Raw genomic sequence first — 24421 nt, 5'->3', positions numbered from 1 at the left:
AGCGTATGGCCGCCGGCGAGGATGCCGAACATGAGCTGCTCGAGGAGCCGAAATGGGCTCACTTGGAGCGCGGTGAAAGTTCACTCCGAATCAAGTGAGGCTGCCATGCACATCAGCAACCACCTCAGCATGGTCGAGAAACTCCGACCAAAATCAAACGAGATTGCCGCACAAACAGCCCTGTACCTGGCAGCGGGCGGCAAAATTCATGCACCAGAGCCCGCTCCGGCAGTTCAAAAAAACCCAGAAGAGCGCCGACAGCCACCCAGCTTTCATCGACCCGCAGTCAAGGCCGAAACAGAACAGCAAGTCAGCCGCATCCGCGAACTGGCCAAGACCCTGTGCCGAACCGAAATATGTCAGCAAGAAGGCATCACACTTGGCGTGCTGAAGGGGGTGGCGAGGCGATACGGCATTCAGTTTCTGGTGAGGGGCAAGTCAACCACCCCACCCAACAAGGCCACCCCAGAAATAGAGGCCCTGCTGGTCATCCAGATAAAGGAGTGCATCGCGAAGGGCATCAACCGCCAGCAATGCTGCCTTTCGGTCGGGATCAGCTCCAGCCTGCTCTACCGACTCATTGATGCCTACGACATCAACTATCCAAAGCTGAGCCCTGCCTTCCGATGAAGAAGCGCCCACAGCAACGCAAACGTCAAACCTGGCTCGCACTGCCGGCCAGCGGAATAGAAGAGGTAGGCCATGGCGAAAACACCGCAGGAGCGCTCGGCAAAAACCGCCAGGAAGCGCTTAGCGAATGCCGAAGAGGAATTGAGACTCAGGGTTCGGCCTGGAACGCGCCAGGCCCTGGCCGATCTGATGGAGTGGTCCGGCATTACTGAGCAGGGCGAGGCGATGACGCTGATGATTCATCGGCTTCATGAGCTGGGCTCGAAGTCCAAAGCGCTCCTTGAGCCGCCGCGCCACGAATTCGAGATATCGGAAAACGTGGCGCGAGAATTCGACAGGAAAAGCTTATTGATTATTCAGCAGGATCCTGGTGATGAAATCCAATACCCGGTAATGTCGTAGATTAATCTTTCGTTACCCGTGCCATTAAAGCCGAAAAAACTTCAATCGACACAGTAACAATGCCTGAGTTCGGATATTCAGGAGCTCTCCATGGGTCGATTAACGCTAACGCAGTAAATAATGAATTCACAATTCTAATTTGGTTTTCTATAAAGTTTTTGACGTTACCAGTAGGCTGTGGAACTCCTTCCGGAGTCGCGTAAAGTATGGTATTCCTCAAATTAGCACGCTGCTCAATCATCGTGCGAATTTCTGATGTTTTTTCAAATCCAAGGAGTTCCTTCAACTCATCTTGAAATTCTTCAGCGAGTGTTCTTGCTCCCTGCGACATGAGGTGAAGTGGTGGCGTCGGCTGGACTTGCATATTCGAATTTCCAAGCTGCAAAGCCAAATGCAATCCTACGCGACCATTAACATCATCAAAGAATACCCGATGCTTACCAAAGTTTTCCCCAGTCTGGGCTTTCCTATTTTTGAACCATTGAATTACTGTTTCGACGAATAAGATAACTGCGTGCTTATGAGCATGATGCCTGAAATAAAGCTTAGAGGAGCCTGGATAATCTTGCTCTTTGAGGGAACATATTAATGCTGTTGCAGCCTCCTCCTCCGCACAGATAGCTCGAAACGCGGCCATCATCGGATCGACCTCGGCAATCTCTACCGCTTTTTTAATGTGTGAAACGGCATTGACTGACGCCCATTTAGTTCGGCCAGAGCAACCATCGATAAACTTTTGGAATTGCAAAAGCACGTCTGGGCTAATTTCCTGCCTACTCTCGTCCATGAACTGACTCGCCTTGCGTTTAGATTTTTTGAAAGCTATCTCAACCCAAACCAAATTGCCACCACCGGTCACGGAGGGCGGCGCCTACCTGAGGAATACCAATGAAAGCCAAGACGATTTCAGTCGAGATTGACGACTTCAAGCTCAAGGGCCCCGCAGAGCGCATGGTGCAGTTGTTCGCGCTCGGCATGCTCTCTCAGACACTGCCGCCGGCTGCGAATGTTCAGCCGATTTCGGCGGGTGACATCCCAGCCATCGGCGAGCACTGGCCCGGCGAAGGCGGCATCAACGCCGGCTTCGTTCCTGCCCGCGGCGATGTGCCTGCCCACCACCTGATCCTCGGCACCAAAAGCCTGGGCGAGCTCAGGTGGGGCCGCTACAAAGAAGAGTCGAAAGCCATCAGCAAGTGGGACGGCAAGGCCAATACAGATGCGCTGATCGCGGCAGGTGGCCACCCAGCAGCCGAAGCGGCCCGTGCATACACCGCTGACGGCCATAGCGACTTCGACCTGCCGGCGGCATCCCAGCTCTACCAGGTCTGGGCGTACGACTTGATTGCCGAGGGCGCCTACTGGTCATCTTCGCAGCGCTCCGCCTACGGCGCATTCAACATGTACTTCGTTGATGGCCATCAGTACGGCACCGGCAAGGACAACGAGCTCCACGTCCGCCCCGTCCGCAGGAAATTTATTTAGTCCTTCATTCATTGCTTTTGATCGGCCCGAGGCGCAGCAGCGCCTTTTTTGTTGCCCACGAAAAGAGGAATCACCATGCCAGTAACAGCCAAAGCAGCACCAGCAACCACCCTCCCCCAGATCGGCGAGGCCTACGGCGGCGGGTTCGTCTCCGGCATCACCGTCGATCTGGAGACGGGCAAGCGTTACCTGAACATCACCGCCGGCGCCGAGCACGAACTGTGCGGCACCTGGGGCAAGCGCGGCGCGCTGATCGAGGGCGCGGACAGCTTCATTGATGGTCGGGCCAACACCGAGGCCATGGCCGCGGCGGGCAGCGAGCTGGCTCAGAAGGTTTTGGGGTTGAGCATCGGCGGTTTCAGCGACTGGGCGATCCCTGCCCGTGACCAGCAGGAGTTGCAGTACCGCAACCTCAAGCCAACGACCGACGCCAACTACTGCTGGGGCCGGGACGGTGACAACCCAAACAGCCTGCCGGTGGGCAAGCTGTACACCGAAGAGCTGCCCGGGCAGACGGCCGTCGAGGCGTTCAAGGTGGGCGGCCCCGAGGCCTTCCAGCCGCGCTGGTATTACTCCAGCACGCAGCGCTCCGCCTACACCGCATTCTACATGGGCTTCGATGATGGCCATCAGAGCTACGACGTCAAGGGCAGCGAGCTCCCCGTCCGCCCCGTCCGCAGCGAGCTTATTGATTAATTCGCTTATTTAATCCGCCCGCTCGCGGGCGGTTGCTTCTAGGAGCTGTACCGCAATGGGAATGCACACCGAATTATCGATCTACAAAGCCGCCATGGGCCTGCTGTACATGGCCACCACCCTGACCCGGAACATCCCTCGGGACCTCAAGCAGTCACTCGGAAAGCGCATCATCGACGAGTGCATTGAAGTCTTGATGCTGATCGCCCGGGCCAATGCCACCAAAGATAAACGCCCTCACCTAACGCAACTGGTCGAGAGGGTGCAGGTGGTTGAGTTCCTGATGCGCCTCTTCAAGGAGAGCCGCATCATCAGCATCCCGCAGCATGCCAAGGCCATCGAGGTAACAACCTCCATTGGCAAGCAGGCCAACGCCTGGAAACGCTCCACCCCAACCGCGCCCGCCATCTGAGAGCCACGGCTTTCAGGTCTGTGCGAATTGAATCTGGTCGTGCCGCTGACCCCAGGGTCACCGCCATGCGCATCAAAGATACCGCCGGTCTAAAGCGTCCGGGCAGGTCTTGCGCAGTTTCCTTGCTGATCGGCTATGCCTTCGGCTCGGCGACGTAGATAGCACGATAGGTCGCAGCGCTCCGCCAACAACGCATTCAACATGAACTTCGATGATGGCCATCAGAACAACAACGACAAGAACAACGAGCTCCACGTCCGCCCCGTCCGCAGATTCGACTGTTGGTCCCTACCCGTTCTGCGATTTGGTCCAGGCCTACTACGACTGCCGGCGCTCCAAGCGCAACAGCGACAGCGCGCTGGCTTTCGAGATGAACCTGGAACAGAACCTGGTAGCGCTTCACAACGACCTGACCGCCGGCACTTACCGGCCAGGCCGCTCCATCTGCTTCGTCGTTACACGACCGAAAGCCCGGGAAGTCTGGGCAGCAGCCTTTCGGGATCGCGTCGTGCACCACCTGCTGTACAACCACATCGGCGCCGGTATCGAGGCCACTTTCATCGCCGACAGCTGTGCCTGCATCAAAGGGCGCGGCACGCTGTACGCCGCAAAGCGCCTTGAGTCGAAGATCCGCAGTGCCAGCCAGAACTGGTCGAAGCCCGTCTTCTACCTCAAGCTGGACCTGGCCAACTTCTTTGTCGCCATCGACAAGGAGGTGCTGCGCAGGCAACTGGCCGCCAAGATCACCGAACCCTGGTGGCTGGCCCTGGCCGAACAGATCCTGATGCACGACCCTCGCGAAGACTACGAGGTGCGCAGCCCGGCCCATCTGTTCAACCGGGTGCCGCAGCACAAGCGCCTTGCTGCCCAGCCTTCACACCTGGGCCTGCCCATCGGCAACCTGTCCTCGCAGTTCTTCGCCAACGTGTACCTGAACGCCCTGGACCAGTTCGCCAAGCACCAGCTCAAAGCCAAGCACTACATTCGCTACGTCGATGACTTCGTGTTCCTGCATGAATCGCCGCAGCAGCTCAACCAGTGGCTCGCCCAGGTCGAAGCGTTCCTGCCCAGCCTGGGCGCCAGACTCAACCCGACCAAGACCATCCTGCAACCGGTAGACCGCGGCGTTGACTTCGTTGGCCACATCATCAAGCCCTGGTGCAGGACAACCCGCAAGCGATCCCTGGCCCAGGCACTGAAGCGAACCGCCGCGGCGCCCGCCGAGGATCTGCGCGAGACGGCCAACAGCTACTTCGGCCTGCTCAGCCAGGCCAGTCACAGCCAGAGGCACCGGGCTGCCCTGGCCAATGTCGTACTGAGGCGCGGCAACACGGTCAACGCGGCGCTGACGAAGACCTACCAGAAGAAGTAACTCCCCACTCCACCGCCCGGGCAAGGCCCGGCAAGGACTCCCCATGTCTACAGGAAACAAACCGACAGATCCATTTGGCCCGAACGGCCGCACCTTCCACATTCACTTGAGCGTGCGGGGCGCACTGCGGGAGTTCAGCAAGCGCCAATTGAGTGGGATGTTCAAACGCGCCGACGGCACCAAGTGCACCGCCGAAGAGTCCACAGACCACCTGCTCGAAGCGCTCGCCCTGGGCAAGGAAGTTTTGCCGTTCGGACCGCAGTGTGAAGGATTCGATTTCTCTGGCGGTGGATGCCCTGGCCACGAAACACCAGCCGCTATGAATGACCATGATCTGGTAGGGAGGGAGGCTGTATGAGCAACTGGGCGAAGATGTGACCAGTGGACCAAGGCGTGGAGTTACTAGCCCAGAGGAAGGGAGTTGTTTAACTCGCAGCTAACTACTTCGGTCCACTGAATCACTGCCCACAGCTTGAAGGGCGCGCTCTAATGACTTGATAGAGCGCCAGCCGGCTGAGCATTTCAACAACAAACACCTGAAATTCATGTCCGACATGTCATTTCTAGCACAACTCTCTATCTCGTCCAGGATCGTTTTCAAATAAACGCCTCCCCCCTTCAAAGCCAGCCGCTATAGCGGCAAGGACGAAGTCATGCCTGAAGAAACTCAAAAAGCTTGGCCGGACCACTTCCGCTACATCGACACGATTGGCCCAGAAGGCCTAGAAGTTCATTGCGTCACATACCACGTGATCGGGGAAACCGCCCACTGCTACTACATCGGCGACACCTATACCTGTGATCTCATCAAAGGCCCGCAATACAGCTGGACTGCTGAGGCTGTCAAGAAACGTCGTAAGCGCGTGCTGAAAGAGGGTGCTGAGTGGGGCCGGCGCTTCGCCTACGCCGACAAGGCGCTGGCACTGCGCTCTTACAAGGCCCGCAAGTTCTGGCAGATGAAGCATGCCCAGTTGTCACTGGAACGTGCCAAGACGGCTCTCGGGTATTTCGGCAACGCTCAGGTCGAAAGCGCGATACCGGACGCAGCCCTGACCATCCCGAACGAATACATCCAAGGCTTGAACTGGGAGGACTATTGATGATCGCCCCCCTCTGGTTCGCCTATGTCTTCATCTCCAGGATGCCCGGGTAATGGCGTGCTACCGGATCTACGACAAGAACCGAAAGCCCACCGGACACCTATGCGGAGACCTTGGCCCGCACTGCGCCGAATGCGGTGACGTTGGGACGCAGCTTTGTGATTACCCAGTTGGCGACGGAAAGACTTGCGACAGGCCGGTCTGTGAGTTCCACGCCACCGAGGTCGCGCCGAACGTCGACTACTGCCCAGCACACCATACCGAATGGAAAACCTTCCGCGATGCCGGTGGCGTGAAGCGCGAACTCGAAAACGTCGTCCCGTTCAAGGGCGCCTAACCCCAATCCCCCTACATGCCTGCCGGTGAGCGGCGGGCGAGGATTTCAATGACAGAAACGCGAGTTTGTAGCAGTGAGTGGTAGCCAGCGCTTACGTATTCGAGCGATTAAGTGCCGGCTACCGATTGATTTTAAGCTGCAGATGTTCTCTGGGTCTGAGGAGTCAATGGAAGACCGGCACTTGGCGCCCCTATTACCACATTGCCGGACGCGACTGCACGTGCTCGACCAACACCCCAAGCAAGCGCAGTAGTCATAGTGTCGTTCGGCAGATGGTCGTGTGCTTCTTCAAATATTGCAAATCCACTTTTATCGTAAATACCGATAAAAAGCTGTGTTCTTCCTTTCCTGGAAACTCTTGCCTGAACATCAATGATGGTGCCGTCACTAAGCACTTCGTCATGCAAGCGGCAATGCAGCTCGCAGTCAGCCCAAAGCCAATACTTGGAACCTCTTCGCATCATATTTGCGGTCTCCTTCTTGTTTGCTTTCGATGAAACCAGCACGGAGAAAAATATTCGCTCTAGTAACCGGGAGTGTCAACGCCAGTAATGCTACCAATTGTCGGGTGACGCTTTCATAAAACCACCTTCTGCCGCCACGCGGCGCGGAGCATCATTATGGCAAAAGTTCTTGCCCAGATTACGGTCAAGTTGCCGCGCCTCATGGAGGCAGGCGAATACAGAAAGCTAAGGTACGTAGGCGGAAAGCCGAGCCTGCAGCAGTTGAAAAAATGGATCGAGGAAGGCGAAGTGATTGGAGAGGTAAAGGGCGGGATGTATTTCGTCGATGTGCAGGCGGCAGTAATGGGGTCGAGTGACCCACTGCTGGCCAAGATGCTGGAGATAGGCTGATGGCTGCCCGGCCTCGCACGCTGCAAAACAGAAAACTACCACCGAACCTCTACCCGAACGGAAAGTATTGGCGGTATCGCAACCCAGTCACCGGAGTGATGACGAGTATCAACCGGTCTTTAGAGGAGGCAATCAAGCTGGCCCGGGCCGCCAATCTCAAGTTCGCCGAGCTGGTTGTCGATGACGGCGCGCTGCTGTCTTTACTGACCGGCGATCGCCTGCCAATCGTAAGCAACCTGCTGACGCGCTTTGAAGAAGAATGGCTGCCGGACCGGTCATACGCAGTGCGCACCCTGGAGGAGATCAAGTTCAAGCTCGAGCGGTACCGGAAGGATCTGGGTGACCGCCTGATCGGGCAGTTGGACGTGCTGGCTATGGCCGAGTACCTCGACAACTTCGGCAACAACGCCTACACGAAACACCGCGGGCTCTGGGTGCAGATCTTCGCCTTTGCGGTGGCCAAGGGCCTGGCCGAGCGAAACAACGCGGAACTCACCCTGGTGAAAAAGGAGGCAGAGAAGAAGCGGCAGCGCCACACACTCGATGGGTTGAAGCTGATCATCGAAGCGGTGACCACGCCACCCTGGCTGAAACGCGCAATCCGCCTGGCGCTGGCCAGTCTTCAGCGCCGGGACGACATCGTGACCTGGCTGAAGTCGGCGGCCGATATGGAGAAGAACACGCTGACCGTGTCGCCAGGGAAAACCCAAGGTTACGAAAACCCGGTGCACCTTAGGATCACCATGGGTGCAGCGCTGCGGGAGGTAGTCGGAGAATGCCTGCGCTCACCGCTGGCATCGCCCTACCTCATCCACTACAAGCCCAAGGCCCGCCGGCGGGAACAGATCGACGCCAAGGATCACTGGACTTCAGTGACTCCCGACTACTTGACCAAGGAGTTCAGCAAGGCTAGGGACGCGGCGCACGCTTACGACCATGTGCCAGCCGGTGAGCGGCCCACTTTTCACGAGATCCGCGCATTGGGTGCATGGCTGTACGAGCAGCAGAAATTCCCGCAGGAGTACATCCAAGCGCTAATGGGACATACGGACGAGAAGATGACGAAGCACTATCAGGAGGGGCACGACGAAAAGAAGATCGAGTACCTGGAGGTGGGCGCCGAATTGGCGTTTTGAGTGGTGGTTTTGCAAAAGTTTTGCAAAAGTTTTGCAAATCGCAGACAACAAAAAAGGGCCCACCTTTCGGTGAGCCCTTCTAGACCGCCCAGCAGAGCGGATTTTGTTTGGTAGGCGCGATTGGACTCGAACCAACGACCCCCACCATGTCAAGGTGGTGCTCTAACCAACTGAGCTACGTGCCTGCTGTGAGGCGGCATTCTACGGAATTACCGGAGCGTGTCAACAGCTTTTTTTCACCTAAGCCTATGAATATGCGAAATATTTAAATTCGCCCCAGCAATGAAGCTTTTGCTGTGGCTGGCAGCCAAATTTCAACTCAGGTAGCATCGGGGCACTCGTAAAAAATATAAAACAGAGATTTCAGGATGACGAACACTTCTTACCCACAATCCTATTACGCGGCCTCAGCCAATGCAGCGCCCACACGGGCAGCCTTGCAGGAAGACACTGAAACCGACGTCTGCGTGATCGGCGCCGGTTACACCGGGCTTTCCAGCGCCCTCTTCCTGCTGGAAAGCGGCTTTCGGGTCACCGTCCTTGAAGCGGCAAAAGTCGGTTTTGGCGCTTCCGGGCGCAACGGTGGGCAAATCGTCAACAGCTACAGCCGTGATATCGATGTGATCGAACGCAGTGTCGGGCCGCAGCAGGCGCAGTTGTTGGGGCAAATGGCGTTCGAGGGCGGTCGGATCATTCGCGAGCGCGTGGCCAAGTACCAGATCCAATGCGACTTGAAGGACGGCGGCGTCTTCGCGGCCATCACCGCCAAGCAGATGGATCACCTGGAGGCGCAGAAGCGCTTGTGGGGGCGTTACGGCCATACCCAACTGGAATTGCTGGACCAACGCCGCATCCGCGAGGTAGTGGGCTCTGACCTGTACACGGGCGGCATGCTGGACATGAGCGGCGGGCACGTCCACCCACTCAACCTCGCCTTGGGCGAAGCCGCCGCGGTGGAGTCCCTAGGCGGCGTCATCTATGAGCAGTCTCCCGCGATACGCATCGAACGCGGCACCCATCCCGTGGTGCATACGCCACAAGGGAAAGTCAGAGCCAAATTCGTCATCGTCGCCGGTAACGCCTACCTGGGAAACCTTGTCCCGGAGCTGGCCGCCAAGTCGATGCCGTGCGGCACCCAAGTCATCACCACAGCACCCTTGAGCGAAGAATTGGCCCAAAGCCTGTTACCTCAGGATTACTGCGTCGAAGACTGCAATTACCTGCTCGACTACTATCGTCTTTCCGGCGACCGGCGCCTGATCTTTGGCGGCGGCGTGGTGTATGGCGCACGCGACCCAGCCAACATCGAGGCGATCATTCGGCCGAAGATGCTCAAGGCCTTCCCGCAACTCAAGGATGTGAAGGTCGACTACGCCTGGACCGGTAATTTCCTGCTGACGCTGTCGCGCCTCCCCCAGGTCGGGCGCCTGGGCGACAACATCTATTACTCCCAGGGCTGCAGCGGCCACGGCGTGACCTACACCCACCTCGCCGGCAAGGTGCTGGCCGAGGCCTTGCGCGGTCAGGCAGAGCGCTTTGACGCCTTTGCCGACCTACCGCACTACCCTTTCCCCGGCGGCCAATTGCTGCGCACACCCTTCGCGGCGCTGGGCGCCTGGTATTACGGTCTGCGGGATAAGTACGGGATTTGAAGCCAGAAGCCCCAAGCTGCAAGAAAGATCCCATGCTTTTATCTTGCAGCTTAAAGCTCGCCGCTAAAGGCTGCTTTTATCGCAGACACAAAAAACCCCGGTCTTTCGACCAGGGTCTTTGCTATCGGATACGAATCAGCCGTAGGCTTTCTTCGTTGCTGCAAGGCGTTCAGTGGGCCTTGAAGCAGATATGGCGCAGCGGACGGGACTCGAACCCGCGACCCCCGGCGTGACAGGCCGGTATTCTAACCGACTGAACTACCGCTGCGTATCGCTTGGACTTGCGTCCATGTGAACCGTTTAAATCGTCGGACTGGAAAGCTGCGAAGCTTTTCAATCTCAGAACGGAAAACCGATCTGGAAAATATGGCGCAGCGGACGGGACTCGAACCCGCGACCCCCGGCGTGACAGGCCGGTATTCTAACCGACTGAACTACCGCTGCGCGTCGGTGGAGGCTTTTCAGCTTCCATCCTGCCTAAGCAGGACTCTCGAAGTGGTGGGTGATGACGGGATCGAACCGCCGACATTCTGCTTGTAAGGCAGACGCTCTCCCAGCTGAGCTAATCACCCGTTGCATCTCCGAGGCCGCGAAATTTACGCAGATAGAGATGCTAAGTCAATAGCAGGGTTGAAGTTTTTTCAAAACAGCTGCAAGTCATCAGCTTCAGGCCACAAGCGAAAGCCATACAGCGCTATGCGTAGACCATCTTCTTGGTCATGCCGCCATCAACCACGAATTCCTGCCCGGTGATAAACCCGGCATCACGCGACAGCAGCCAGGCCACTATCGCCGCCACGTCCTCGACCGTCCCCACGCGCCCTGCCGGATGTTGGGCATGGTCGACATCACTGAGCGGTTCAGCGCGGCGCACTGAGGGGTCGCGAGCATCGATCCAGCCAGGGCTAACCGCGTTGACGCGAATCTCGGGCCCCAAGCTGATAGCCAACGCGTGGGTCAGGGCCAGCAAGCCGCCCTTGCTCGCCGCGTAGGCTTCGGTATCGGGTTCGGATTGCCCCGCCCGGGTTGATGTCAGATTGACGATCGCCCCGCCGTGGGCCCGCAGGTAAGGCGCGCAATGCTTGGCCAGCAGCATCGGCCCACTGAGATTGACCGCCAACACCCGGTTCCAGTAGGCCAGATCGAGGGCTTCGAGCGTGATGTTGTGCGGGTCCGCCACGGCGGCATTGCACACCAACGCATCGAGCCGCCCGAACTGGCCCAGAACCTGGGCAACGCCCAGGGTGACCTGCTCTTCATCGGCCACATCCATGGTGACGAACCAGGCCCCCTCCCCCAACGCCTTGGCCACCCTGGAGCCGCGTTCGCGGTCCAGATCAGCCAACACCACTTGCCAACCTTCACATACCAGCCAAGCCGCAATACCCAGGCCAATCCCCCGCGCCGCGCCGGTAACCAACGCGACCCGGCCATTGGCCGTTGCAGACAGCTCGATCACAAGGCCGCCAGCCCACGCGCCAGATCAGCTTGCAGGTCCGCCACATCCTCAAGGCCCACTGCCACGCGAATCAGGCTGTCGCGAATACCGGCCGCCTCGCGCTCTTGCGGGGCGAGGCGGCCGTGGGACGTCGTGCTGGGGTGGGTAATGGTGGTCTTGCTATCACCCAGGTTCGCGGTGATGGAAATCAGCCGCGTGGCGTCGATAAAGCGCCACGCGCCCGCCTTGCCGCCCTTGACCTCAAAACTCACCACCGCCCCGAACCCACGCTGCTGGAGCTGGGCCAGGGCATGCTGTGGATGGCTCTTGAGACCCGCGTAGTGGACTTTCTCGATACCCTCCTGCTGCTCCAGCCACTCGGCCAGGACCTGGGCGCTGGCGCAATGGGCACGCATGCGCAAGCTCAGGGTTTCCAGGCCTTTGAGGAAGATCCAGGCGTTGAACGGGCTCAGTGTCGGCCCCGCAGTACGCAAGAAGCCCACCACTTCCTTCATCTGCGCGCTACGGCCGGCCACCACGCCGCCCATGCAGCGCCCCTGGCCGTCGATGAACTTGGTCGCAGAATGCACCACCACATCCGCGCCCAGCTTCAGCGGCTGTTGCAACGCCGGGGTACAGAAGCAGTTATCGACCACCAGCATCGCGCCCTTGGCGTGGGCGATCTTGGCCAGCGCCGCGATGTCCACCAATTCAGCCAGTGGGTTGGAGGGCGATTCGACGAACAGCAAGCGGGTATTGGCCTTGATCGCCTCGCCCCAGCCCGACAGATCCGCCAGGGGCACGTAGTCGACTTCGATACCGAAACGCTTGAAGTACTTCTCGAACAGGCTGATGGTCGAACCAAATACGCTGCGCGACACCAGCACATGATCGCCAGCACTGCACAGGCTCATCACCACCGCCAGGATGGCCGCCATGCCGGTGGCGGTCGCCACGGCCTGCTCTGCGCCTTCCAGCGCCGCGATACGCTCCTCGAACGCCCGCACGGTCGGGTTGGTGTAGCGCGAGTAGACGTTCCCCGGCACATCGCCGGCAAAACGCGCTGCCGCGTCCGCCGCCGAGCGAAAAACATAGCTGGAGGTGAAGAACATCGGGTCGCCGTGCTCACCTTCCGGGGTGCGGTGTTGGCCGGCACGTACCGCCAGGGTATCGAACGCTACGCCCTCAAGGTCGCTATCCAGCCGACCGGCATCCCAATCCTGACTCATGCTGCCCACTCCTTGCTCTGTTCTGTAGATATAAACGCAAACCGGCCCCTAAGGGCCGGTGTTCAATCAGTTGTTGTACAGATCGATGATCGCGCTCACCGCCTGGGTCTTGACCTTGGAGGCATCGTTGCGTGCCTGCTCGATCTTGTTCAGGTAGGCCTCGTCAACGTCGCCGGTGACGTACTTGCCGTCGAACACCGCACAGTCGAAGTTTTCGATCTTGATCTTGCCGCCACCAACCGCCTCGATCAGATCAGGTAGGTCCTGGTAGATCAGCCAGTCGGCGCCGATCAGGTCGGCCACATCCTGGGTTGAGCGATTGTGGGCGATCAATTCATGGGCACTGGGCATGTCGATGCCATAGACGTTGGGGTAGCGAACGGCCGGCGCCGCCGAGCAGAAGTACACGTTCTTGGCACCTGCTTCGCGGGCCATCTGGATGATCTGCTTGCACGTGGTGCCGCGCACGATGGAGTCGTCCACCAGCATCACGTTCTTGCCGCGGAACTCCAGCTCGATGGCATTGAGCTTCTGGCGCACGGATTTCTTGCGCGCAGCCTGGCCCGGCATGATGAAGGTCCGGCCGATGTAGCGGTTCTTTACGAAGCCTTCACGAAATTTCACGCCCAGGTGGTTGGCCAGCTCCAGCGCCGCGGTGCGGCTGGTGTCGGGAATCGGGATAACCACGTCGATATCGTGGTCAGGACGCTCGCGCAGGATCTTCTCGGCCAGCTTCTCGCCCATGCGCAGACGCGCCTTGTAGACCGAAACACCATCGATGATCGAGTCCGGACGGGCCAGGTAAACGTGCTCGAAGATGCACGGGCTGAGCTTCGGGTTGACCGCACACTGACGGGTGTGCAGCTTGCCTTCTTCGGTGATGTAGACCGCTTCGCCCGGCGCCAGGTCGCGGATCAGGGTGAAGCCCAGCACATCCAGCGAAACGCTTTCGGAGGCAATCATGTACTCGACGCCTTCGTCGGTATGACGCTGGCCGAAGACGATCGGGCGGATGCCGTTAGGGTCGCGGAAACCGACAATGCCGTAACCGGTGACCATCGCCACCACGGCGTAGCCGCCCACGCAACGGTTGTGCACGTCGGTGACAGCGGCGAAAACGTCTTCTTCGGTCGGCTGCAACTTGCCGCGCTGGGCCAGTTCGTGGGCAAACACGTTGAGCAGCACTTCGGAGTCCGAATTGGTGTTGACGTGGCGCAGGTCCGACTCGTAGATCTCCTTGGCCAACTGCTCGACGTTGGTCAAGTTGCCGTTGTGTGCCAGGGTGATGCCATAAGGCGAGTTGACGTAAAACGGTTGAGCTTCGGCCGAGGTCGAGCTGCCCGCGGTCGGGTAGCGCACATGGCCGATGCCCATATGGCCGACCAGGCGCTGCATGTGACGCTGATGGAACACGTCACGGACCAGGCCGTTGTCCTTGCGCAGGAATAACCGGCCATCGTGGCTGGTTACGATACCGGCAGCGTCCTGGCCGCGGTGCTGGAGGACGGTTAGCGCGTCATACAGCGCCTGATTGACGTTCGACTTACCGACGATACCGACGATGCCACACATGCGACGCAACCCCTACTTAATGAAACTGAACTGAACACCACTCACGGGGCCGTGTTGACCGGCAAGAGGTGCTCCTTGAACGGTATTTCAGCGGGTACGCTGATACCGCTGGCCAGCCACTGACTGCTCCACCCCAGAATGAGGTTTTTTGACCAGTCCGCGACCAATAGAAATTGTGGCACGAGCCTTGACTCCTGCCACCACGAATCCTGCTGTACCGGCCCCAGGCTCAACAGCCCGACAGCGATGACCACCAGCAGTGCGCCACGCGCAGCGCCGAACGCCATGCCCAGGAAACGATCGGTCCCGGAAAGCCCGGTGACGCGAATCAATTCGCCGATAAGAAAGTTGACCATTGCGCCGACCAGCAAGGTGGCGACAAACATGATTGCGCAGCCCGCGATCACGCGGGCCGAGGGTGTTTCGATATAACCGCCGAGGTACTCGGACAATGAGCCACCAAACATCCAGGCAACGACTCCTGCGACGATCCAGGTGAGCAACGACAACGCTTCTTTGACGAAGCCGCGACTCAAACTAATCAAAGCAGAGATGGCGATGATGGCAACGATCGCCCAGTCAACCCAGGTAAATGGCACAGTGCAGCCTACAGACGGATAAGGCGGCGCATTTTAGCAGAGCCCATGCCGGTCGGTAAGCCGCGATTACGCGCCCATTTCAAATCAATTGCGCGGTTTTCAGCTGCGTTCCGGCTGAAAGCGCACGACAAAACCCTTGAGGTTATGTTGACGACCGAGCAAGTCACGCAGGCGATCGGCTTCGGCACGTTCGATCAATGGCCCGACGAACACCCGGTTCTTGCCATCCGCAGAACGGATGTAGGCGTTGTAGCCCTGGCTACGCAGGGTTTTCTGCAGACTTTCGGCGCCTTCGCGGCTCGCCAGGCTGGCCAGTTGCACCGACCAGCTCACCGACAACCCATTGGCATCGACGCGGCTTTGGCTGACATCCGGGCGCACCGCAGGCTGCACCGCCGCAGGCTTGGGCGGCGTAGGTGGGGCGACAGGCTTGCTGGCGGCAATGGGCGCTGTCGGCGGGGTCGCCGGAACGCTAGGCGCAATCGACTCGGCGATCTCTTCATCGCTCGGTACCGGCTCCTGGGGCAGGGCCTCGGGCTCGGGTACCACCACCGGTTCAACCTCAATCTGCGCCATGGCCGGGGCGGCGGGCGCCGCCGGCGCCTCGACCACAACCTGCCGCTGTTCATCCTGGCGGGAGAACAACATCGGCAAGAAAATCACCGCCAGCGCCACCAGGACCAGGGCCCCGACCATGCGCTGCTTATAAGCGTTATCCAGCAAAGCCATTTGCCACTTCCTCCGTGGAGCGCCGGGCCAGCCATTGAAGGGCCTCGGCGACACAATAAAATGATCCGAACAACAGGATCTCGTCCTCTTCCGTCGCTTGTGCGCACTGCCCTTGCAGAGCCTCACTCACACTGCCATAGGACGTCACCGCGGCACCAAGGTTCTGTAGCGCCGCTTGCAGGTCCACCGCCGGGCGAGTGCGAGCCGTATCCAGTGGCGCGACCGCCCAATGCCGGACGCTGGCACTCAACGGCGCCAACACGCCCTGTAGATCCTTGTCCGCCAGCAGGCCGAACACCGCGAGGCGCTTACCCGCCACCGGCCGCAGGGCCAAGCGATGAGCCAGGTACTGCGCGGCGTGGGGGTTGTGGCCGACGTCCAGCAGCAGGTTCAGGCGCTTGCCCTGCCAGTTGAATTGGCGCCGGTCCAGGCGCCCGACCACCCGGGTGTCGCGCAGCGCCGCGGCGATCTGCCCAGCCTCCCAGGGCAAGCCCAGCAGCAAATAGGCCTGCAAGGCCAGCGCGGCGTTTTCCATGGGCAGGTCGAGCAACGGCAAGTCGCGCAATTGCACCTCTTGGCCCCGCCGATCCAGCCCACGCCATTGCCAGAATTGCTCAGTCACCCCCAGATCGAAATCGCGGCCGCGCAAAAACAGCGGGCAACCCAGTTCACGGGCCTTGTCCAGCAGGGGTTGCGGAGGATTGAGGTCGCCACACAGCGCAGGCGCGCCCGGGCGGAAGATGCCGGCCTTCTCGAAGGCTACCGATTCGCGGGTATCACCCAGGTACTCGACGTGATCGACACCGATGCTGGTGACCAGCGCCACATCGGCGTCTACCAAGTTGACGGTGTCCAGGCGCCCGCCCAGGCCGACTTCCAGCACCACAGCGTCCAGTGCCGAACGCTGGAACAGCCAGAATGCCGCCAGCGTGCCCATCTCAAAGTAAGTCAGGGTGGTTGCGCCGCGCCCGGCCTCGACCGCCTCGAAGGCTTCGCACAGCTGGGCGTCTGTGGCTTCGCGCCCGTCGAGCTGCACCCGCTCGTTGTAGCGCAGCAGGTGCGGCGAATTGTAGACGCCAACCTTAAGCCCCTGCGCCCGTAGCAATGACGCCACGAAAGCACAGGTCGAACCCTTGCCGTTGGTCCCCGTCACGGTGACCACCCGTGGCGCCGGCTTGCCCAGCCCCATTCTCGCGGCTACCTCTTGCGAGCGTGCCAGCCCCATATCGATGGCCGACGGGTGCAACTGCTCAAGGTAGGCGAGCCATTCGCCAAGGGTGCGCTGGGTCATAGGTTGGCAGGCACCGGCGGCACGACGATCGGTTCGATCGGTGCGGCCACGTACTCAGGTGTCGGCAGGCCCATCAGTTGCGCCAGCAGGTTGCCCAAGCGCGGGCGCAGTTCCTGACGGGCAATAATCATGTCGATGGCGCCGTGCTCCAGCAAAAATTCACTGCGCTGGAAACCTTCGGGCAGCTTTTCGCGCACGGTCTGCTCGATCACACGTGGGCCGGCGAAACCGATCAGGGCCTTGGGTTCGGCGACAATCACATCACCAAGCATCGCCAGGCTGGCGGAAACACCGCCGTAGACCGGGTCGGTCAGCACGGAGATGAACGGAATGCCTTCTTCACGCAGGCGCGCCAGCACGGCCGAGGTCTTGGCCATCTGCATCAGCGAGATCAGGGCTTCTTGCATCCGCGCACCACCGGAGGCGGCGAAGCAAATCATTGGGCAGCGATGTTCCAGGGCATGGTTGGCAGCGCGCACGAAGCGCTCGCCAACAATGGCACCCATCGAACCGCCCATGAAGGAGAACTCGAACGCCGACACCACGACTGGCATGCCCAGCAGAGTACCGCTCATGGAGATCAATGCATCTTTCTCGCCGGTCTGCTTTTGGGCAGCGGTGAGGCGGTCCTTGTACTTCTTGCCGTCGCGGAACTTCAGGCGATCGACCGGCTCCAGATCGGCGCCCAGTTCAACGCGGCCATCGAGGTCAAGGAAGATATCGATACGGGCGCGCGCGCCGATCCGCATGTGGTGGTTGCACTTAGGGCAAACATCCAGGGTTTTTTCCAGTTCGGGGCGATACAGCACCGCCTCGCAGGACGGACATTTGTGCCACAGACCTTCAGGCACCGAGCTTTTCTTCACCTCGGAACGCATGATCGAAGGGATCAGTTTGTCTACTAACCAGTTGCTCATGCTTTCTTTCTCCAGTACCGGCGGCCCGAACCCTTGAGGTTCGAGGCCCCGCGTATGCCCTTGAGCTAAATTCATGTGTGCGGCGATGATCGGTTCGCTAGCGCGGTCAGCGCCAGGCTTGACCTGCGGGCGCGAGCCCATCCTCAGCCATCAAGGCGCCCGCCCTTGAGCAGTCGCCACTTCGATTCGGACCGTCCAGCGACGGCGCCGGCCTGCTTTGTACAGTGGTGTTATGGACGGCAGTCAACTGCACGTCGTCACATCCTCTACGCGCAACCGCGAACGGCCTGCATGAAGGCGCGAACCTTGGCGTGGTCCTTGATGCCCTTGCCCTGCTCCACCCCGCCACTGACATCCACTGCGTAAGGGCGAACCCGGGCAATGGCGTCGGCCACGTTTTCGGCGCACAAGCCGCCGGCCAGGATAATCGGTTTGCACAAACCTTTGGGCACCAGCGCCCAATCGAACGCCTCGCCCGTGCCGCCGGGGACACCTTCGACATAGGTGTCGAGCAACATCCCGCTGGCCCCGGCATATGCCTGGCAACTGGCGGTGATGTCATCCCCGGCCTTGACCCGCAGCGCCTTAATATAGGGGCGACGGTAGCCTTCACAATCGGCCGGGGTTTCGTCGCCGTGGAACTGCAACAGATCCAGGGGCACCGCATCGAGAATCTCGCCCAACTCGCAGCGGCTGGCGTTGACGAACAACCCCACGGTGCTCACGAATGGCGGCAGCGCGGCAATGATGGCCCGCGCCTGCTGCACCGTGACCGCCCGCGGGCTCTGGGCGTAGAACACCAGGCCAATGGCATCCGCCCCAGCCTCGACCGCCGCCAACGCATCGTCTATGCGGGTAATACCGCAAATTTTGCTGCGAACGGCTGCCATATCGCGAAAACTCCAAGGCTTGTCCGGGAAAGCCCCGGATGGTAGCAAATGCTTTTCCAGGCGTCAGCCGTCAAGTTCCGCGAACCCGGTAAGGAAGTGCGGGCCGATAAAACGCTCGGGCAACTCAAATTCGTCGTGGTACTCGACCTGCACCAAATACAGGCCATAGGGGTGGGCCGTTACCCCGCCGGTACGGCGGATGCGGCTCTGCAGCACTTCCCGGGCCCATTCCACCGGGCGCTCGCCGGCACCGATGGTCATCAGCACCCCAGCGATGTTGCGCACCATATGGTGCAGGAACGAACCGGCGCGGATATCCAGCACGATCATCTTGCCGTGCTGGGTAACCCGCAGGTGGTGAAGCTTCTTGATCGGCGACTTGGCCTGGCATTGCCCCGCGCGAAAGGCACTGAAGTCATGGGTGCCCACCAGGTGGCTGGCGGCCTCGGCCATGCGCTGTACGTCCAGCGGGCGGTGGTTCCAGGTGATTTCCTGGTTCAAATGCGCCGGGCGGATCTGATCGTTGTAGATCACGTAGCGGTAACGCCGGGCAATGGCCTTGAACCGCGCATGAAAGTGCGCCGGCATGACCTTGGCCCAACTGACGCTGATGTCATGGGGCAGGTTGATATTGGCGCCCATCACCCACGCCTTCATCGAGCGCTCGGCCTGGGTGTCGAAGTGCACCACTTGCCCGCACGCGTGCACTCCGGCATCGGTACGCCCGGCACACATCAGCGACACCGGCGAGTTGGCGACTTTGGACAGCGCGTTCTCAAGGGTTTCCTGCACGGTCAGCACGCCCGAGGCCTGGCGTTGCCAGCCGCAATAGCGCGAGCCCTTGTATTCCACACCCAGTGCGATTCGGGAAAAGCCTGCGGCCGCCATTTCGGCGGCCGCGTTATCTATATTTGCCAAGGACTTACAGCCTGCTGAGGGACGCAAAGGCGGCCATTATAAGGCCGCTACCGGCCGACGCCATGTTCCGCCGTGTTTTTGTTGGCGGATAGGCTGAGCCAGGGTGATTGCAGCGGGCCACATGCTTTCGCTATATATACACATATATAACGACAACCACCGCCGAGACCTGATGCAATGAACGCGATACCGAAAGAAGCCGTGGGCACGGCTTACAGCCTGGAAGGCATGCTGCATGCCAAACGCAAGACCTGGGAAGCCATCGATGAAATGGCCCGGCGCATTCACCCCGGCATGCTCGAGTCCGCGGCCCGCGCCATGGGCTTTGAGGTACTGGAAGAACTGGGCATGGACCGCATCTGGCACCCACTGCTGATCCGTTTCGGTGCCAACACCCTGAAAACCTTCAAGCAGCGTTCCGACGGTGACCCGCGCCTGGGTGAGGACGATATTTTCCTGATTGACCTGGGTGTGGTCTGGGACCGCCACGAAGGCGACTGCGGCGCTACCTTCACCACCGGCAGCGACCCCGAAATGCAGGCCTGTGCAGTGGCGACCAAGACGTTGTTCGATGAGGTTTACCGCTACTGGCGCGACGAACACGTCGCCGGCCCGGCGCTCTACGCCTACGCCGCCGAACGGGCGAGCGCCATGGGCTGGGTGCTTAATCTGGACATCAAGGGCCACCGGGTCAGCGACTTCCCCCATGCCATCTATCGCGCGGGTGACCTGGGCGATTTCCAGGCCTGCCCGAACGTAGGCCTGTGGATCCTGGAAATCCAGATCGCCCACCCGACCCGAGCGTTTGGCGCGTTTTATGAAGATTTGCTGACCTGAAAAAACTGTGGGGGAGCGCCGTTCAGGCGCTCCCCCACAGAGGCTGTACCTGTATCAGGATCAGGCCAGGCGATCGAGCATTGCCTTGGCTTCGCCGCGCTGGCCGTCGTCGCCCTCGGTGAGCACTTCGGCCAGGATGTCCCGGGCACCGGCACTGTCGCCCATGTCGATATACGCCTGGGCCAAGTCGAGTTTGGTGGCTACTTCATCGGCGCCGGAGAGGAAGTCGAACTCCGAGTCGTCACCCATGGCTGCGTCGTCGGCTGTGAAGGTCGGCTCGGCCATGCTCTGGGACAAGCGATCCAGCTCGGCGTTGACGTCATCCAACTCAGCGGAGAAGGCATCCGGCTCCGCCTGAACGTCCAGCTCGTCGGACAGGGACAGGTCAAAGTCGGCGGGTAAATCCAAATCATCCAGAGCGGCTTGGGTGACCGTCGGCACCTCGGCGGCCGGCAGGTCTTTGAACTCGTCATCCAGGCTCAGCAGGTCTTCGTCGGCCAGGGCTTCCTCAGGCAGGTCGGCACCCAGGTCGAAGTCGAAATCCGACAGGTCGTCCAGGCTTTCCTTGGCTTCGGTCTGCTGCGCCAGCACCGACTCGAAACTCAGGTCGTCGTCCAGCGGGAAGGCTTCCAGCTCCGGCACCGAGGCGACAGTGGTGGGCGATGCCGCTTCCAGGTCATCCAGGCTCAGGTCGAAGTCAGCGTCCAGCTCATCCGAAGAAGCCACGGCAGGCGCCGGGGCCGCTGCAGGCTCATCTTGCAGCAGCTCCTTGACGTACTGGGCGTCGAGCTCAGCCGCCACTGCCGCCGCACCGAGCGCCGCCACTGCCATGGCCGGGAAACGGGCCTTGAGCTGTTCGACTTCGGCAAAGTTCTTACCGTTAGCCACCAACTGGCGCTCTTGCACCACGAACGCGTCGCGGTCGCCCTGCTCGCCGTAGACTTCCATCAGTTTCAGGCGCAGGTCGCTGCGTTGCGGCTCTTGCTTGATGGCTTCTTCAAGCAACTCGGCAGCCTGGTTCAGGCGACCGTTGGCGATATGGGATTGGGCCTGGGCCAGCACGTCGTCGGAACGCTCGGCGGCCGGCGCCACCAGAGGCGCGGCAATCGGCGCCTGCACCACCACCGGCGCGATCACCGGAACTGGAGCTGGAGCTGGAGCTGGAGCGAGGTTGACGCTCGGCGGGGGAACGTCAAGGCCTTCGAAGCTGCTTTGCGGCAGGTCCATGTCCGAGGACAGGTCGGACTCTTCGGCCAGGGCACGGGCCATGCGCAGGTGCTTTTCCGCTTCTTGCTGCGCCTTGCGGCGCCGGGCCAGCAACAGCAACAGCAGAAGCAGGATCACCGCGCCGCCACCCACCAGGCCCAACAGCAACGGATTGGTCAGCAAATCGTTGTACTTCGCCTCCTCGCTCGCCGCTGGGGCTACCGGTTCAGGGGCCGGCGCCACAGTGGCCGCAGGGGCAGGCTGAGCAACCAGTTCGGCCGGCATTGCCGGATTGCCTGGGCTCGGGGCGCTGGCCACGGCCGCTGTCGCTGGGGCGGAACCTTCGGCCTGCAACTTGGCCAGTTGGTCGTTTTTCAGTTCAATCAGGCGCTGGAGCTTGTCCAGTTGGCTTTGCAGGTCGGCCATGCGGCTTTTCAGCTCGGCATTGTCGCGGCGGCTGGCATCGAGGCTTTCCTGGGTCACCGCAAGCTTGTCGCTCAACGCCTTGCTGTCGTTGCCGCCCTTGCCGGAGTTGGCCGAAACCAAACTCAGCTTGTCCGTCTTCGGCCCTTGACTGGGGGCGACGGTGGCCCGCGCACGCTTGGTGGCATCCAGCGGTTGCGCCCGCGCCGCGCGGCGGCCCTGACGCCAGGCCACATATTGGGCATTCACCTCGGCGACGGCGGCCGGTTGCGCCAGGGCAGTGCTTTGGGTGGTATCCGGCAGGCGCAAGACCTGGCCGGTTTTCAGGCGATTGATGTTGCCATCGACGAAGGCATCGGGGTTCAGCGCCTGGATCGCCAGCATGGTTTGCTGGATCGAACCGCCATTGCGCGCCTTGGCCGCGATTTCCCAGAGGGTGTCGCGGGCGCGGGTGGTGTGCTGCGCCGGTTTGCCGGGCGCGGTGACTGGGGCCGCCGTCGGGTTGACCGCTTGCGCTGGTGCAGGCTGGGCCGCAGCATCGGCGGCTTGCGGGGAGAACTTGGACGGGTCGAGCAGCACGCTGTAATCACGCAGCAAGCGGCCGTTGGGCCACATCACTTGCACCAGGAACTTGACCATGGGCTCGGTGAGCGGTTTGCTCGACGTCACCCGCAGCACGCTTTTGCCGCCAGGGTTGAGCACCGTGGTGAAACGCAATTCATCAAGAAAGGCCTGGCGGTCGACACCGGCCTTGCTGAAGTCTTGCGGCGAGGCGAGGCTGGGCACCACTTCGGCTGCGGTGAGGTCCTTGACGTCCAGCAGTTCGATCTCTGCCACCAGCGGTTGGGCCGGGGCTGACTTGAGGGTCAGCTCACCCAGGCCAAGGGCCTGCGCCACGCCAGAGGACAGCGCCGAGGCGGCCGCAATTGCCAGCACCAGTTTGCGAACTTGAACCATAGCCTCATCCTTTGTTGAACATTCCTCGGCCAGCGAGAAGGTTTAGTAGCCGCTGCCGTAAGGCACTGCGCGCAGCCTTGTAGGGAACGTGCGCGCGATTAATTCCGTGAAGCTGCGGGCCCCGCGGGAGGCCCGGTTCGGCCAAGCATAGCGCCTGGTCAGAAACATTCGGTAAATTGGCGCCAAGTATCTTTTACAGCAGGTCTTTTATCAACAACTCAGCCACTTGCACGGCGTTGAGCGCCGCGCCTTTGCGCACGTTGTCGCAGGTCAGCCACAGGTTGAGTTCCGTCGCGTCGTCCACACCGTGGCGAACCCGGCCAACGTAGACCACGTCCTGCCCTACCGCATCGCCCACCGCGGTCGGATAATCGCCGGCCTCCACCAGTTCGATGCCCGGTGCGTTTTCCAGGGCCTGGTTGACCTTGCCCAGGTCCACCGCCGCCGCACATTGCAGGCTGACAGTAAAGCTATCGCCAAAAAACACCGGCGCTTGAACGCAAGTCACGGAAATCTTCAATAAAGGCTGCGCCAGAACGTCGCGCAGTTCGCGCACCAGGCGTTTTTCCAGGAGGGTATGGCCCTGGGCGTCTGGCTTGCCAACCTGGGCCAGCAGGTTGAACGCCATCTGCCGGTCAAAGAACTTGGGCTCCAACGGGCGGACATTGAGCAACTCGGCGGTTTGCCGGGCCAACTCCTTCACCGCGTCGCGCCCTTGGGCAGAGACCGCGAGGCTGGCCGTCAGGCTGACCCGCTGGATGTCGAGCACGCTCTGCAAGGGTGCCAGCACCACGGCCAGGCTGGTGGCCGAAGGGCTGGGGCTGCTGACTTGAAGCGGCTTGGCCAGGCTCGCCAGTACCTGGCCATTGACCTCCGGCACCACCTGGGGTGCCTGCTCGGCGGGCAAGGCGCCGGACAGGTCGATCACCGCGCACCCCGCTGCGGTCGCACGGGGCGCGAAGCTCAGGGTGACGGCCGGGCCGGCGGCGAAGAACACCAGTTGCACCTTGGCGAAATCGAACTCATCCACTTCCCGCACCCGCAGGTTTTTCCCACGAAACGGCAGCGAGTGCCCCGCCGACTCGCTGCTGGCCAGCAAATGCAGGTCGCCCACCGGGAAGTCGCGCTCTTCGAGGATCTGCACCAGGGTTTCGCCGACCGTGCCGGTGGCGCCGATCACGGCGATATCAAAGGACTGGCTCATGGGGTTTACCTCAGGCGAAACGGGGGGAGCGGCACTTTACCGGGTGGGTGGCATGCAGGCAATTAAAGGCCATCGCGGGCAAACCCATTGCGCCATAAAAAAACCCGCGCTTCTTGCAAGGCGCGGGTTCTTCTACAA

26 protein-coding genes and 4 tRNA genes are annotated in these 24421 nt (G+C 60.7%); 13 read left to right on the top strand and 17 right to left on the bottom strand.

The annotated features are described in order from the left end of the window. Positions 1-105: 105 nt before the first annotated feature. Both CKW13_RS06280 and CKW13_RS06275 read left to right on the top strand, forming a co-directional pair. On the top strand, positions 106-630 hold the full coding sequence (locus CKW13_RS06280) for a hypothetical protein (RefSeq protein ID WP_095107717.1): 525 nt from the start codon (positions 106-108) through the stop codon (positions 628-630). A gap of 72 nt (positions 631-702) precedes the next feature. Beyond that, positions 703-1032, top strand: a complete 330-nt coding sequence (locus CKW13_RS06275; protein ID WP_095107716.1) for a hypothetical protein — start codon at positions 703-705, stop codon at positions 1030-1032. A gap of 1 nt (position 1033) precedes the next feature. Here the strand turns inward: CKW13_RS06275 and CKW13_RS06270 are convergent, their stop codons facing one another. After that, on the bottom strand, positions 1034-1891 hold the full coding sequence (locus CKW13_RS06270) for a hypothetical protein (protein ID WP_141233953.1): 858 nt from the start codon (positions 1889-1891) through the stop codon (positions 1034-1036). Between the two features lie 29 nt (positions 1892-1920). Here CKW13_RS06270 and CKW13_RS06265 point away from each other — a divergent pair, with 29 nt between their 5' ends. The 7 genes from CKW13_RS06265 to CKW13_RS06235 all read left to right on the top strand — a co-directional run bounded on the left by CKW13_RS06265 (position 1921) and on the right by CKW13_RS06235 (position 6431). Next, positions 1921-2514 carry a DUF1566 domain-containing protein gene (locus tag CKW13_RS06265; protein WP_095107714.1) on the top strand — a complete coding sequence of 198 codons (594 nt, stop codon included), beginning with the start codon at positions 1921-1923 and terminating at the stop codon, positions 2512-2514. A gap of 75 nt (positions 2515-2589) precedes the next feature. Beyond that, the gene (locus CKW13_RS06260) at positions 2590-3210 is read left to right on the top strand and encodes a DUF1566 domain-containing protein (protein WP_095107713.1); all 621 of its coding nucleotides are present in this window, start codon (positions 2590-2592) and stop codon (positions 3208-3210) included. Positions 3211-3265: 55 nt separating this feature from the next. Continuing rightward, positions 3266-3622: a four helix bundle protein gene (locus CKW13_RS06255; protein ID WP_095107712.1), complete on the top strand. Its 357-nt coding sequence runs from the start codon at positions 3266-3268 to the stop codon at positions 3620-3622. Positions 3623-3992: 370 nt separating this feature from the next. Beyond that, positions 3993-4994 carry an RNA-directed DNA polymerase gene (locus tag CKW13_RS06250; RefSeq protein ID WP_256576517.1) on the top strand — a complete coding sequence of 334 codons (1002 nt, stop codon included), beginning with the start codon at positions 3993-3995 and terminating at the stop codon, positions 4992-4994. A 43-nt stretch (positions 4995-5037) separates the two neighbouring features. Next, positions 5038-5352, top strand: coding sequence for a hypothetical protein (locus tag CKW13_RS06245; protein WP_095107710.1), 315 nt, complete (start codon positions 5038-5040; stop codon positions 5350-5352). A gap of 295 nt (positions 5353-5647) precedes the next feature. Further along, complete coding sequence (locus CKW13_RS06240; protein ID WP_095107709.1) at positions 5648-6094, top strand: hypothetical protein; 447 nt, start codon at positions 5648-5650, stop codon at positions 6092-6094. Positions 6095-6146: 52 nt separating this feature from the next. Further along, positions 6147-6431: a hypothetical protein gene (locus tag CKW13_RS06235; RefSeq protein WP_095107708.1), complete on the top strand. Its 285-nt coding sequence runs from the start codon at positions 6147-6149 to the stop codon at positions 6429-6431. A gap of 131 nt (positions 6432-6562) precedes the next feature. Here CKW13_RS06235 and CKW13_RS06230 read toward each other — a convergent pair whose 3' ends face one another. Further along, positions 6563-6895, bottom strand: coding sequence for a hypothetical protein (locus CKW13_RS06230; protein WP_095107707.1), 333 nt, complete (start codon positions 6893-6895; stop codon positions 6563-6565). Between the two features lie 156 nt (positions 6896-7051). Here CKW13_RS06230 and CKW13_RS06225 point away from each other — a divergent pair, with 156 nt between their 5' ends. Both CKW13_RS06225 and CKW13_RS06220 read left to right on the top strand, forming a co-directional pair. Next, positions 7052-7285, top strand: a complete 234-nt coding sequence (locus CKW13_RS06225) for a hypothetical protein (RefSeq protein ID WP_034134173.1) — start codon at positions 7052-7054, stop codon at positions 7283-7285. Beyond that, a complete protein-coding gene (locus CKW13_RS06220) occupies positions 7285-8421 on the top strand; it encodes a tyrosine-type recombinase/integrase (protein WP_095107706.1) in 1137 nt (378 codons plus the stop codon). Before CKW13_RS06225 ends, CKW13_RS06220 begins: the two co-directional genes overlap by 1 nt. Positions 8422-8529: 108 nt before the next feature. Here the strand turns inward: CKW13_RS06220 and CKW13_RS06215 are convergent. Next, positions 8530-8606: transfer RNA gene (locus CKW13_RS06215), tRNA-Val, on the bottom strand. Between the two features lie 183 nt (positions 8607-8789). Here CKW13_RS06215 and CKW13_RS06210 point away from each other — a divergent pair. Beyond that, a complete protein-coding gene (locus CKW13_RS06210; protein ID WP_095107705.1) occupies positions 8790-10073 on the top strand; it encodes an FAD-binding oxidoreductase in 1284 nt (427 codons plus the stop codon). Between the two features lie 191 nt (positions 10074-10264). On the opposite strand, the gene CKW13_RS06205 is transcribed toward CKW13_RS06210, so the two are convergent. The 12 genes from CKW13_RS06205 to truA all read right to left on the bottom strand — a co-directional run bounded on the left by CKW13_RS06205 (position 10265) and on the right by truA (position 19626). Continuing rightward, a tRNA-Asp gene (locus CKW13_RS06205) sits at positions 10265-10341 on the bottom strand. Positions 10342-10440: 99 nt separating this feature from the next. Further along, positions 10441-10517 (bottom strand) — tRNA-Asp (locus CKW13_RS06200). A gap of 52 nt (positions 10518-10569) precedes the next feature. Further along, a tRNA-Val gene (locus CKW13_RS06195) sits at positions 10570-10645 on the bottom strand. 122 nt (positions 10646-10767) lie between these two features. Continuing rightward, positions 10768-11532: an SDR family oxidoreductase gene (locus tag CKW13_RS06190; protein ID WP_176465058.1), complete on the bottom strand. Its 765-nt coding sequence runs from the start codon at positions 11530-11532 to the stop codon at positions 10768-10770. Beyond that, positions 11529-12740, bottom strand: coding sequence for an O-succinylhomoserine sulfhydrylase (locus tag CKW13_RS06185; RefSeq protein ID WP_095107704.1), 1212 nt, complete (start codon positions 12738-12740; stop codon positions 11529-11531). Before CKW13_RS06185 ends, CKW13_RS06190 begins: the two co-directional genes overlap by 4 nt. Before the next feature lie 66 nt (positions 12741-12806). Beyond that, the gene (gene purF, locus CKW13_RS06180) at positions 12807-14312 is read right to left on the bottom strand and encodes an amidophosphoribosyltransferase (protein ID WP_095107703.1); all 1506 of its coding nucleotides are present in this window, start codon (positions 14310-14312) and stop codon (positions 12807-12809) included. 41 nt (positions 14313-14353) lie between these two features. Then, positions 14354-14911 carry a CvpA family protein gene (locus CKW13_RS06175; protein ID WP_095107702.1) on the bottom strand — a complete coding sequence of 186 codons (558 nt, stop codon included), beginning with the start codon at positions 14909-14911 and terminating at the stop codon, positions 14354-14356. A gap of 99 nt (positions 14912-15010) precedes the next feature. Then, entirely contained in the window at positions 15011-15640 is a 630-nt protein-coding gene (locus CKW13_RS06170; RefSeq protein WP_095107701.1) for an SPOR domain-containing protein, read from the bottom strand. After that, positions 15624-16931 (bottom strand): bifunctional tetrahydrofolate synthase/dihydrofolate synthase, encoded by a 1308-nt coding sequence (gene folC, locus CKW13_RS06165; protein WP_095107700.1) that lies wholly within the window; start codon positions 16929-16931, stop codon positions 15624-15626. The genes CKW13_RS06170 and folC overlap by 17 nt, the downstream gene beginning before the upstream one ends. Then, the gene (gene accD / locus CKW13_RS06160) at positions 16928-17848 is read right to left on the bottom strand and encodes an acetyl-CoA carboxylase, carboxyltransferase subunit beta (RefSeq protein ID WP_095107699.1); all 921 of its coding nucleotides are present in this window, start codon (positions 17846-17848) and stop codon (positions 16928-16930) included. The genes folC and accD overlap by 4 nt, the downstream gene beginning before the upstream one ends. Positions 17849-18114: 266 nt before the next feature. Then, positions 18115-18738 (bottom strand): phosphoribosylanthranilate isomerase, encoded by a 624-nt coding sequence (locus tag CKW13_RS06155; RefSeq protein ID WP_095107698.1) that lies wholly within the window; start codon positions 18736-18738, stop codon positions 18115-18117. A gap of 63 nt (positions 18739-18801) precedes the next feature. Next, complete coding sequence (gene truA, locus CKW13_RS06150; protein WP_095107697.1) at positions 18802-19626, bottom strand: tRNA pseudouridine(38-40) synthase TruA; 825 nt, start codon at positions 19624-19626, stop codon at positions 18802-18804. A 207-nt stretch (positions 19627-19833) separates the two neighbouring features. On the opposite strand from truA, the gene CKW13_RS06145 reads away from it, so the two are divergent. Further along, the gene (locus CKW13_RS06145) at positions 19834-20493 is read left to right on the top strand and encodes a M24 family metallopeptidase (RefSeq protein WP_095107696.1); all 660 of its coding nucleotides are present in this window, start codon (positions 19834-19836) and stop codon (positions 20491-20493) included. A gap of 60 nt (positions 20494-20553) precedes the next feature. Here CKW13_RS06145 and CKW13_RS06140 read toward each other — a convergent pair whose 3' ends face one another. Continuing rightward, on the bottom strand, positions 20554-23079 hold the full coding sequence (locus CKW13_RS06140; protein ID WP_095107695.1) for a FimV/HubP family polar landmark protein: 2526 nt from the start codon (positions 23077-23079) through the stop codon (positions 20554-20556). Between the two features lie 193 nt (positions 23080-23272). Next, the gene (locus tag CKW13_RS06135; protein ID WP_095107694.1) at positions 23273-24283 is read right to left on the bottom strand and encodes an aspartate-semialdehyde dehydrogenase; all 1011 of its coding nucleotides are present in this window, start codon (positions 24281-24283) and stop codon (positions 23273-23275) included. Positions 24284-24421 lie beyond the last annotated feature (138 nt).

It is taken from the genome of Pseudomonas sp. Irchel 3E20 (assembly GCF_900187645.1).
Classification (GTDB): Bacteria; Pseudomonadota; Gammaproteobacteria; order Pseudomonadales; family Pseudomonadaceae; genus Aquipseudomonas.
This window is presented reverse-complemented; position numbering and strand designations above follow the sequence as displayed.

Bases quoted from the DNA above. Each gene is read 5' to 3' on its own strand.
- CKW13_RS06280 (WP_095107717.1), top strand. From the start codon at position 106: ATGCACATCAGCAACCACCTCAGCATGGTCGAGAAACTCCGACCAAAA.
- CKW13_RS06275 (WP_095107716.1), top strand. From the start codon at position 703: ATGGCGAAAACACCGCAGGAGCGCTCGGCAAAAACCGCCAGGAAGCGC.
- CKW13_RS06265 (WP_095107714.1), top strand. From the start codon at position 1,921: ATGAAAGCCAAGACGATTTCAGTCGAGATTGACGACTTCAAGCTCAAG.
- CKW13_RS06260 (WP_095107713.1), top strand. From the start codon at position 2,590: ATGCCAGTAACAGCCAAAGCAGCACCAGCAACCACCCTCCCCCAGATC.
- CKW13_RS06255 (WP_095107712.1), top strand. From the start codon at position 3,266: ATGGGAATGCACACCGAATTATCGATCTACAAAGCCGCCATGGGCCTG.
- CKW13_RS06250 (WP_256576517.1), top strand. From the start codon at position 3,993: ATGAACCTGGAACAGAACCTGGTAGCGCTTCACAACGACCTGACCGCC.
- CKW13_RS06245 (WP_095107710.1), top strand. From the start codon at position 5,038: ATGTCTACAGGAAACAAACCGACAGATCCATTTGGCCCGAACGGCCGC.
- CKW13_RS06240 (WP_095107709.1), top strand. From the start codon at position 5,648: ATGCCTGAAGAAACTCAAAAAGCTTGGCCGGACCACTTCCGCTACATC.
- CKW13_RS06235 (WP_095107708.1), top strand. From the start codon at position 6,147: ATGGCGTGCTACCGGATCTACGACAAGAACCGAAAGCCCACCGGACAC.
- CKW13_RS06230 (WP_095107707.1), bottom strand. From the start codon at position 6,895: ATGATGCGAAGAGGTTCCAAGTATTGGCTTTGGGCTGACTGCGAGCTG.
- CKW13_RS06225 (WP_034134173.1), top strand. From the start codon at position 7,052: ATGGCAAAAGTTCTTGCCCAGATTACGGTCAAGTTGCCGCGCCTCATG.
- CKW13_RS06220 (WP_095107706.1), top strand. From the start codon at position 7,285: ATGGCTGCCCGGCCTCGCACGCTGCAAAACAGAAAACTACCACCGAAC.
- CKW13_RS06210 (WP_095107705.1), top strand. From the start codon at position 8,790: ATGACGAACACTTCTTACCCACAATCCTATTACGCGGCCTCAGCCAAT.
- CKW13_RS06185 (WP_095107704.1), bottom strand. From the start codon at position 12,740: ATGAGTCAGGATTGGGATGCCGGTCGGCTGGATAGCGACCTTGAGGGC.
- purF (WP_095107703.1), bottom strand. From the start codon at position 14,312: ATGTGTGGCATCGTCGGTATCGTCGGTAAGTCGAACGTCAATCAGGCG.
- CKW13_RS06170 (WP_095107701.1), bottom strand. From the start codon at position 15,640: ATGGCTTTGCTGGATAACGCTTATAAGCAGCGCATGGTCGGGGCCCTG.
- folC (WP_095107700.1), bottom strand. From the start codon at position 16,931: ATGACCCAGCGCACCCTTGGCGAATGGCTCGCCTACCTTGAGCAGTTG.
- accD (WP_095107699.1), bottom strand. From the start codon at position 17,848: ATGAGCAACTGGTTAGTAGACAAACTGATCCCTTCGATCATGCGTTCC.
- CKW13_RS06155 (WP_095107698.1), bottom strand. From the start codon at position 18,738: ATGGCAGCCGTTCGCAGCAAAATTTGCGGTATTACCCGCATAGACGAT.
- truA (WP_095107697.1), bottom strand. From the start codon at position 19,626: ATGGCGGCCGCAGGCTTTTCCCGAATCGCACTGGGTGTGGAATACAAG.
- CKW13_RS06145 (WP_095107696.1), top strand. From the start codon at position 19,834: ATGAACGCGATACCGAAAGAAGCCGTGGGCACGGCTTACAGCCTGGAA.
- CKW13_RS06140 (WP_095107695.1), bottom strand. From the start codon at position 23,079: ATGGTTCAAGTTCGCAAACTGGTGCTGGCAATTGCGGCCGCCTCGGCG.
- CKW13_RS06135 (WP_095107694.1), bottom strand. From the start codon at position 24,283: ATGAGCCAGTCCTTTGATATCGCCGTGATCGGCGCCACCGGCACGGTC.